Consider the following 8,570-nt stretch of genomic DNA (forward strand, 5'->3'; position numbering starts at 1 on the left):
ACACGATCAACCGCTACAGCCCATCAATACTCAGGTTTGATCTCCGCCATCAGGTCTTATGGGATGGCTGTGAAATTAGAATTGTAGAGTGATGGCGACAGCCATTGCTTGACTAGAGCTTTGACCCGCTCGACGGCAATCGCTCTCGCGATCACCCTACAAAACATCTGTGCGCCCCAAACTTCTGGTCGCAACCAGCTCACCATCAGTCCACTCGGAGCAGGAATTAAAGTATGCTAGATAGGCCTAAATGTGGAAGAGACTAATCTCGACAAACACCCACATTCGAGTAGAAATACCATGATGATTTCTGTGCGCAAAAGACGACTTCGCGATGACGAGGAACGTTCTGCCTTTTGGAAAGAACGATCTCCCTCGGAGAGGATTTCCGCTCTCGAAACTATCCGGTTATCACACACGCCAAAATATGCTCAACAGGCATTTCCAAGAGTTCTTAACATTACTCGAAGACAAAGAGGTTAAATTTATGGTAATCGGAGGCTATGCAGTCGCAGTGCATGGATTTCCGAGGTATACTGGTGACCTTGACGTTTTTATCGCCATCAGCAGACAAAATGCGAACAACGTCTTAGATGCTTTCAAGGATTTCGGATTTGGTGGACTTGGACTCACTGCTCATGATTTTCTTGAAGAAGAGATGGTTATAGAAATCGGGCGTGAACCGATGAAGATCCAAGTGCTTACTGGCATAGATGGAGTCACATTCAACGAGTGCTATAACAATTCAGTGATATTTGATATCGAGGGACAAAAAGTCCGTTTTATTGGTTTCGAGGAACTGATGAAAAACAAGCAGGCCTCGCCAAGAGCCAAAGATAAAATCGACCTGGAAGAACTCAGGAAAATCAGGCGATGATCACTCAAGTTGTCACAGACTTAACAAGTTATTTTGGGGAGAAATAGACTGCCCAAAATACGATCCGTTACCACCGACTGGCGGAAGATTGATAGTCGAGAAAAGGTTTATGCTTTTATAAGGAATTCGCGAACGAACGGCCCGTATCCCACTGCTACATGAACGCGCAAAGTATCTCATAAAAGCGGTGGTATATCGTAGTCGCCGATACGCCTAATGGAGCTCAGGGCGGAACCGAAAGATGACTATCGCCGCATACAGGGTCACCAGTCCGCTGGCGGTGAGGAGATATTGCATGCCGAACAAAGGCTCCAAAAATCCTAAGAGTGCTGATGCAATAGCGAAAGTCACTGCTGATGCCAACTTGTTGAGCATGAAAGTAGAGGCACTAACTCCCCCGATTTTGGCCAGCCATAATGAGAAAGTCACCGAGGCAACGGCACTCAGTATCGTGGTGATAGCATAGACGCCCACTGCCCAAAAAGGACTATCTGAAATAGCGAAGGTCAGCCGACCCACCGCCGCACACAGCCAGCCGCATGCCGTCGTCCACGCCAGACCCTTCCACTCGACGATCTTTGCAGAAATCATCACAATGAAGATGGAAATACCCGCGATGATCGCACCCACTTTGGACCAATCTGTCACGGTGAGTCCCAACTCTGCTGTAGCGTATAATCCCGCAAAACTGCCGAATGCGCTCGCGCCTACCTGAGCGATCTGGACGATGCATATGTATTTTAGCAATGTGCTGTTGCCGAGGACTTTGCTCATCCTGCTGAGCGTAGAACGCACATCACTTTTTTGCTCTTGGCCCACACCTGGATAAGTAGCTGCGAAGAGGGCAGAGCCTGCAAACAATGCACTGCACCCAATCAATACCCCTGTCCAACTACCTCCTGCAGCAACACTGAAGGCTGCAATGGGAGCACCGATAAAGGTAACCACCGCACCGATGGTTCGATAGACACCATTAGAAAAACTTCGCCGGGTTTCGCTGACCTGCTGCACGAGCGTATCTGTCATCACGAAGCTAGAACTAATCGCCGGCCCGAGTACCATGAAGATGAACGTGGCGGTATTGAAGCTCTCACCTGCCATCCAAAACATGAGCACACTCGAAAGCACTAGGGTAAACAGGATGCTACGCTTAGGCCCAATGGCTTCGCTTAAAAATGCTAAGGGGATCAATAAGATCGCTGTTCCCAGCCAACGGTAGGATAGCAAGATAGGAACAAACTTCTCTTCGAGCCCCAAGCCCTGAGTCACCCAGAAGGGCGTCACAAACATCTGCATCTCACGAGCAAGCGAGAGGCACGCAGCAGAGAGGCCGATGACGAGAAGCCGCCTTCGGGCTGTTGAATCGAGCGCGGCCTTCAAACCGGACGCTCAAAGTCCGCTCGGACTATGCCTTGGCAGTTAAGCTGTTCCACTGCTCCACCAATTCATTGACCACGGACGGATCTGCCAACGTAGTCACGTTTCCAATATCTTCACCCAGAGTGATGTTTCGCAGAATGCGGCGCATGATTTTTCCGGAGCGTGTCTTGGGCAAATCATGGGTAAAGAGAATTTGCTCGGGACGCGCAAACTTGCCGATCCCCTTATCGACCATGCCGACCAGTTCCTTCTTCAATGCGTCGCTGGTTTCAATACCCTGACGGACGGTCACAAATGCGACCAGGCCTTGACCTTTTATCTCGTGCGGCACGCCAATCACCGCGCTCTCAGCCACAGCTTCATGCTCGACAAATACACTCTCCAGCTCCGCCGTACCAATGCGGTGCCCAGATACATTCACGACGTCGTCGATACGACCCAAAATCCAATAGTAGCCGTCTTCGTCTTTCCGCACGCCATCACCTGGCAAATAGTATTTGCCGTCCCACTTACTGAAATACGTATCCTTGAAACGCTGCGGGTCGCCGTATACGCCGCGGAGCATGCCCGGCCAGGGATTTTTAATTGCAAGAATCCCAGCATTGACCTCTTCGCCTTCTTCAGTGAGCACGAGGGGCTCGATCCCAAAGAAGGGCACAGTAGCTGATCCCGGCTTTGTCGCGATAGCGCCCGGAATCGGCGTGAGCATGTGGCCTCCGGTTTCAGTCTGCCACCAGGTGTCGACGATGGGGCACTGGCTAGCTCCGATCTTTTCGTGATACCACATCCATGCCTCAGGGTTGATCGCTTCGCCCACTGTGCCGAGTAAGCGCAGAGAGGACAGGTCATACTTTTCGACCCAATGGTCTCCCCATTTCATAAAGGCGCGGATGGCAGTCGGCGCCGTGTAGAAGGTCGTCACCGCATATTTTTCGATAATGTTCCAGAAGCGGCCTTCATCTGGCCAATTCGGTGCCCCCTCATACATCACTTGAGTGATGGCATTTTGCATGGGGCCATAGACAATATAGCTGTGCCCGGTGATCCAGCCGACGTCGGCGGTGCACCAGTAGACATCTTCGGGCCTCATATCAAAGACGTATTTGGAGGTCAGGTAGCTATAGACCATATACCCAGCAGTCGTGTGGATGATACCCTTGGGCTTGCCTGTGGTGCCACTGGTGTAGAGAAGAAAGAGCATATCCTCAGCATCCATCTGCTCGGGCTCACAGTGGATGGCTGTGTGGCGAACGATGTCGTGGTACCAAACATCGCGGCCTTCGACCATGGGACAGGCGATTTCTACTCCATCCCGCTTGACGACGATGACCTGCTGCACGCAATCGAGGCCTTCGACGGCTTCGTCTACGATGGTCTTGAGACCTAGAGGTTTACCACGGCGGTAAGAGGCATCGCCGGTGATGACGGTGCGCGCCTCGCAGCCTTCGACACGGTCCTTAATACTCTCAGCGGAAAATCCAGCAAAGATGACCGTGTGGACAGCGCCAATACGCGCGCAGGCTAGACATGCGATCGCGAGCTCGGGCACCATACCGAGGTAGATCGCAACTCGATCCCCTTTCTTTACTCCTTGCTCGCTCAACGCATTGGCGAATTTATTTACCTCACGGTAGAGATCGAAATAGGTAAGAACGCGACTGTCGCCCGGCTCGCCTTCCCATATAATCGCCGCCTTGTTTTTATTGGGCCCATCAAGGTGCCGATCCACGCAGTTCACGGAGAGATTCGTCTTCGCCCCAGAAAACCATTTGAAAAAGGGTGCCTCTGAACGGTCGAGCACCGTATCCCATTTCCTATACCAGAAAAAGTCTTCGGCCACCTCGGCCCAGAAGGCTTCTGGATCTGCGATACTCTTTTCATAGAGTGCATCATAGGCTGCACGCCCGGAAATCTGGGCGTCCTTCACAAAGGTAGAAACGGGGTCGAATTTACGCTGCTCCGTAGAAACAGTCGTCATAGGGGAGGATTCTTCAGGCATGGCTAGTGTAGATAGGGTAAACAATCAAACGAGGTCGTCCAGATGTAGCAGGCGGCTAAGCTGGTCAAACCAGAAAGCCTTGAAACCGTCATCAAGCAGGCATCGCAGTAACTTTCCAGAACTCTAACGGCTACTGTGAGATGTATTTGAGGAAAATGTCTGGACACTGGCACGTAACAAAACCCTATTCCGTGAAGCATGCATAAGCACCCAAAAGAGCGCACTATCCCACCCTACTTTCAACTGACCTATGCGAAAGAGGACATCGCCTATCGGACTTACCAGCTAGGCACAGATATTTCCACTTGGGCGGAGGAATCTTACAAGGAAACCGGCGAGCAAATTCTGGGAGTCTGCATTCTCCGAGGAGGTGTGTTCTTTTTCAGCGACCTACTCAAGCAGATTGCCTATACTGTCGAGCCCTCTTATTGCCGCTGCCAGAGTTATTCATCCGAGGACAACACCCAGGGCGACACATTCAATATCACAGTGAAGCCTGAAGGTATTGAAGGGCGGCATGTTTTACTGGTGGATGACATTTGCGACAGTGGAAAAACACTGTCCAAAATGGTCGAATACTGCCAGGAAAACGGAGCCAAAGAAGTGCGCACCGCAGTTCTGATTCACCGCATCCACGAGGAATCTGTATATACCCCAGACTATACCGGATTTCGCTATGAGGGGAATGAGTGGTTTGCCGGATATGGGATGGAGGATAAAAACCACCGAGCTAATTATCCCGAGGTCTACATCATCAAGGGCAATTCGGTCGACTGAGCCAAGGCCCCACCCGCTCCAGCAGCCCGTCAATGAGCTTTGAGTTTTCCGCCACGAGCGGAGACATTTTCGGCTGTAACTTGGGATGGCAGGCAACTACCTGGTCCAGAATCTCAGCGACGTCTCCCTCAGGTCCAGCGTGACGGCCTGATAGGAGGAACAGCATCAGCACCGTTACCGGCCCCTTCTTCCAGTCATGCTTATCGAAGACGCGTTCAAGCAAAGGTTCATTGAAGTCATACTCCGCACCGTCGCGTCGTTCCATGGATGCTGCGACCACGGGCCCGAGCCAACGTTCATCGAGTAGTGCCGCTAAACGATTGCGCACGCGATTCACCTCGATCGCGGGTGTTCCATGATCGACGAGTATTATCGGCTCATCCGGGCTCGCAGCCGTGGCTTCGGCATGATCCAAGAGCAGCGAGAGCAACCATTCCGGTGATGGGTCCGAGTCGGGGACAAGCACATCGCCCACCTGAACACGGATATCCGGCATTGCCTGAGACAATATCTCCATCCGAGCTGGCAAATACTCGCTTATCGCACGTGTAGGCCCAAAGAATAGAGGCTGAATAAAGACACTCCTAATCCCCTCACGATACACTTGTTTGAGCGAGCGCTCGAAAGTTTGAGCGGGTCGGTCATCAATTTTTGCCGGATCAATCTTACTCGAATGCAGGAGACTTACGGGCACAACTAGGCGGCCGAGACGCTCACTCAACGCAGCTGCAACGCGTCTCAAGCCCAAAGTTGCTTCGGGCCGTAATGACCCATTATCCATCAGCCAAATCTGCTCGTAGTCCATGATTTAAGATCCATCGATCTCTACGCGGTGCAAGGTTTCGCACCCATTCTCCACGACTACGATTTCATCATTTTTTTGATGCATGGCTAATACCGTGTCCTGAGGTAATTTACCCAGCACTCCACGGAGTGCCCATCATTTCGTGAGCCACGATTACGAAGACCGCATGGTTTCCGATGCTCTCCTTCACCCATGATTGCGCGCGTTCCGACAGATCACCATAAGACTCACCTCCCTCAGGAATCCGAAAATTCCACTTATTTAAAGAACGAGCTCGAAAATCACCCGGATACAGCCCCTCGATTTCATCGTGCCGATACCCCTGCCAACGCCCTAGATTACATTCCTGCAAACGTGGGTCAGATACAAACTCAGGGAGCTGAATGCGGCAAGTCTCACGCAAGAACTCTGCGGTTTGGATGGCACGCCCTAGCGGACTGCAATAACAGCCGATTTCCGTCTCACCGTCGATGAGTTCAGTGACCTTGTGCCCGACAGCCTGAGCTTGGATTTGCCCCAGGTCTGTGAGCGGTGTGTTCAGCCGACCTTGGTAGCGCTGCTCACGATTCCAGACAGTCTGCCCGTGACGTATCAAAATGTATTTTTCCGCATTCATTCCCAACAAAAGGGATCAAATCTAATGCGCCAAACCATACAAGAAATTGCATAAAAATATCAGCGAAGGTTCAGGGAACAGATTTGAGCGCAACTATTCGGGCAATTATTCATTCTACCCAGCCAATTGCTACCGATTTCCACTCCAAAGAGATCCGTATCCCAGGCACGAGCCTAAAGTCGATGCACATCAGAGGATTCGGGCTTGCCGGAGTGAACCTCATCTCTTCTATCTTAACCATGCGTGCACGCCTCGACCTTTCTTTCTACACAAAAATTACCCTGATCAGCCTCGGCTTTTTCCTCTTCACCGCTTGCCCTCCGCAAACAGATCCGACTCCGGCCGATACCCTGATGGGAGACAAATCATCACCGACGCGTCCAGATTTCTCGCCCGGGGACTCAACCGGCTTGGGCCCGGACGGTCGCCCAATTAATTTTGGCGCCGATGGTCAGCCTCTTGATTACGGCAATGGCAGTGATGCCTCGCTGGTAGGGCGCGGAGACTCGGGCGACTTGGTCGATCCCGATGGCGGGAGACGCGGCATCCTCCCTTCTGTCTATTTTGACTACGACCAATCCTTTATTCGGGAAGACCAGCGCTCAGCCCTCACCGAAACAATTGCTTATCTCCAGGGCAATTCAGGTATCACGGTCCTTATCGAAGGACACTGTGACTTCAAAGGCACTACAGAATACAACCTCGCACTCGGTGACCGCCGAGCTTCCAGCGTGCGCAACTTCCTCATCGACTCCGGCATCCCCAGTGACAACGTTTCGATCGTCTCCAAGGGAGATTTAGATGCGACAGAAGGCGCCGACGATTCACAGCGTGCCCTCGACAGACGAGCGGATATAGTGCTCTACGAATAACTTACAATCTCTGCGGTAGCCGCCCAACGATATCTCCCCCCGAGTCGCTTGTTTCACAGTGTCAATCTGGACTCCTACAGTTGACATCGTACCAGCGCACTTGTCGTGGCCTTTTCATTATAGCATCTGAATGAGCGCAGAGCGCTCAAGGCAACAGATTTATACTATGTCGTAATCGATGGGGCCTAATTGAAACAGCGGGGACATGTCCCCAACTGCCTTTTTGTAATCGCCCTGCTCTGTCGGCGCGCAGGCCGTTGCTTCGATCCACACCGTAGGGGACGAGGCGACAGAACGCCTCAATTACAACGACTGGAGCCGAGCAGCGACGACCCGAAAAACTCCCCGCCCTTTCAATTGTAGCCTAATCGATGTGATGATTCTGGGAAAGCCGGATTGCTTGGAAAAACCACTTGGAGATTCGATCTGGCAACGATAATGAGATTCCAACACCGGCACTCAGCGCCAAGCCTTAAAGGTAAACTTATGTAAAATATCTCGCTTAGACTGCAACGGATCCAGCTGAAGACGACTAATTTGGGTGTACCTGATGATAGAATGATCGGATCCAAGCATTACCCCGTACTCCTCATATTGACCTCGGTGATATTTTTTAGAGGACCCCTAGGAGCGATCCATCCTGAGCGAGTTTATATCATCGAAAATGCGAATTCTCATGAGTCTGGTCTGATAGCAAAATACTATGCAGATTCTAGAAAAATCCCCTATCATAATATCATCAGAGTGAGCCTTCCCTTAGATGAGGAAATATGCTCGAGCATTTTCTATGAGAAGATATTCAACCCAATTGTAAAAAATCTTTTCAACAAAAAGGCCATCATTGGGAAGATTGGGACAGCAAATGCCACCAACGGCAGACTAGAGTTCACCATTGATGACGTCTTTATAGATTTCTTGGTGACCACGATGGGCGTCCCACTCAAAATGAGACACTCAGATCAAGTCGTTCAGGATAGGCGTAAAATTGATACCGTCTTCCGAACATCCAGAGGAGCTGTCGACTCCCACATTGCCCAAATCGTGTCCAAAGAAATGGATCTCGTAGGTCCAGTTGAAAATCCATTGTTCGATCGAGACTACACGCTTGAGGACGCTCGAACCCTGGCTCTAAAGGTTTCAAGACTCGATGGCCCGACACTTAAGCATGTTATTAACTCGCTAATATAATACATGACTTTCACCCATGCATCATTCATCCTTTCAGGCATGGAAAAACGAGATGC

The 8,570-nt window shown here is 51.1% G+C and carries 8 protein-coding genes; 4 read left to right on the top strand and 4 right to left on the bottom strand.

The genetic code is table 11. The annotated features are described in order from the left end of the window. Positions 1–427 precede the first annotated feature (427 nt). Entirely contained in the window at positions 428–877 is a 450-nt protein-coding gene (locus HRU10_14245) for a nucleotidyltransferase (protein NRA28391.1), read from the top strand. Positions 878–1,090: 213 nt separating this feature from the next. On the opposite strand, the gene HRU10_14250 is transcribed toward HRU10_14245, so the two are convergent. Together HRU10_14250 and acs are read right to left on the bottom strand one after the other, a co-directional pair. Beyond that, entirely contained in the window at positions 1,091–2,257 is a 1,167-nt protein-coding gene (locus HRU10_14250; GenBank protein NRA28392.1) for an MFS transporter, read from the bottom strand. Positions 2,258–2,282: 25 nt separating this feature from the next. Next, positions 2,283–4,235, bottom strand: coding sequence for an acetate--CoA ligase (gene acs / locus HRU10_14255; protein ID NRA28393.1), 1,953 nt, complete (start codon positions 4,233–4,235; stop codon positions 2,283–2,285). A gap of 219 nt (positions 4,236–4,454) precedes the next feature. On the opposite strand from acs, the gene HRU10_14260 reads away from it, so the two are divergent. Further along, the gene (locus HRU10_14260) at positions 4,455–5,033 is read left to right on the top strand and encodes a phosphoribosyltransferase (protein NRA28394.1); all 579 of its coding nucleotides are present in this window, start codon (positions 4,455–4,457) and stop codon (positions 5,031–5,033) included. On the opposite strand, the gene HRU10_14265 is transcribed toward HRU10_14260, so the two are convergent. Beyond that, complete coding sequence (locus HRU10_14265) at positions 5,011–5,838, bottom strand: cobalamin biosynthesis protein CbiX (GenBank protein NRA28395.1); 828 nt, start codon at positions 5,836–5,838, stop codon at positions 5,011–5,013. The genes HRU10_14260 and HRU10_14265 overlap by 23 nt on opposite strands. Positions 5,839–5,947: 109 nt before the next feature. Then, entirely contained in the window at positions 5,948–6,454 is a 507-nt protein-coding gene (locus tag HRU10_14270) for a histidine phosphatase family protein (GenBank protein NRA28396.1), read from the bottom strand. An 83-nt stretch (positions 6,455–6,537) separates the two neighbouring features. On the opposite strand from HRU10_14270, the gene HRU10_14275 reads away from it, so the two are divergent. Continuing rightward, the gene (locus HRU10_14275) at positions 6,538–7,326 is read left to right on the top strand and encodes an OmpA family protein (GenBank protein NRA28397.1); all 789 of its coding nucleotides are present in this window, start codon (positions 6,538–6,540) and stop codon (positions 7,324–7,326) included. Positions 7,327–7,884: 558 nt separating this feature from the next. Beyond that, complete coding sequence (locus HRU10_14280) at positions 7,885–8,514, top strand: TIGR03790 family protein (protein ID NRA28398.1); 630 nt, start codon at positions 7,885–7,887, stop codon at positions 8,512–8,514. Positions 8,515–8,570: the final 56 nt, after the last annotated feature.

The organism is Opitutales bacterium, assembly GCA_013215165.1.
Taxonomy (GTDB): Bacteria; Verrucomicrobiota; Verrucomicrobiia; order Opitutales; family JABSRG01; genus JABSRG01.

What these genes read in the sequence shown, in the direction of transcription:
- HRU10_14245 (NRA28391.1), top strand. Translation starts at nt 428, where the DNA reads ATGCTCAACAGGCATTTCCAAGAGTTCTTAACATTACTCGAAGACAAA.
- acs (NRA28393.1), bottom strand. Translation starts at nt 4,235, where the DNA reads ATGACGACTGTTTCTACGGAGCAGCGTAAATTCGACCCCGTTTCTACC.
- HRU10_14260 (NRA28394.1), top strand. Translation starts at nt 4,455, where the DNA reads ATGCATAAGCACCCAAAAGAGCGCACTATCCCACCCTACTTTCAACTG.
- HRU10_14265 (NRA28395.1), bottom strand. Translation starts at nt 5,838, where the DNA reads ATGGACTACGAGCAGATTTGGCTGATGGATAATGGGTCATTACGGCCC.
- HRU10_14270 (NRA28396.1), bottom strand. Translation starts at nt 6,454, where the DNA reads ATGAATGCGGAAAAATACATTTTGATACGTCACGGGCAGACTGTCTGG.
- HRU10_14280 (NRA28398.1), top strand. Translation starts at nt 7,885, where the DNA reads ATGATCGGATCCAAGCATTACCCCGTACTCCTCATATTGACCTCGGTG.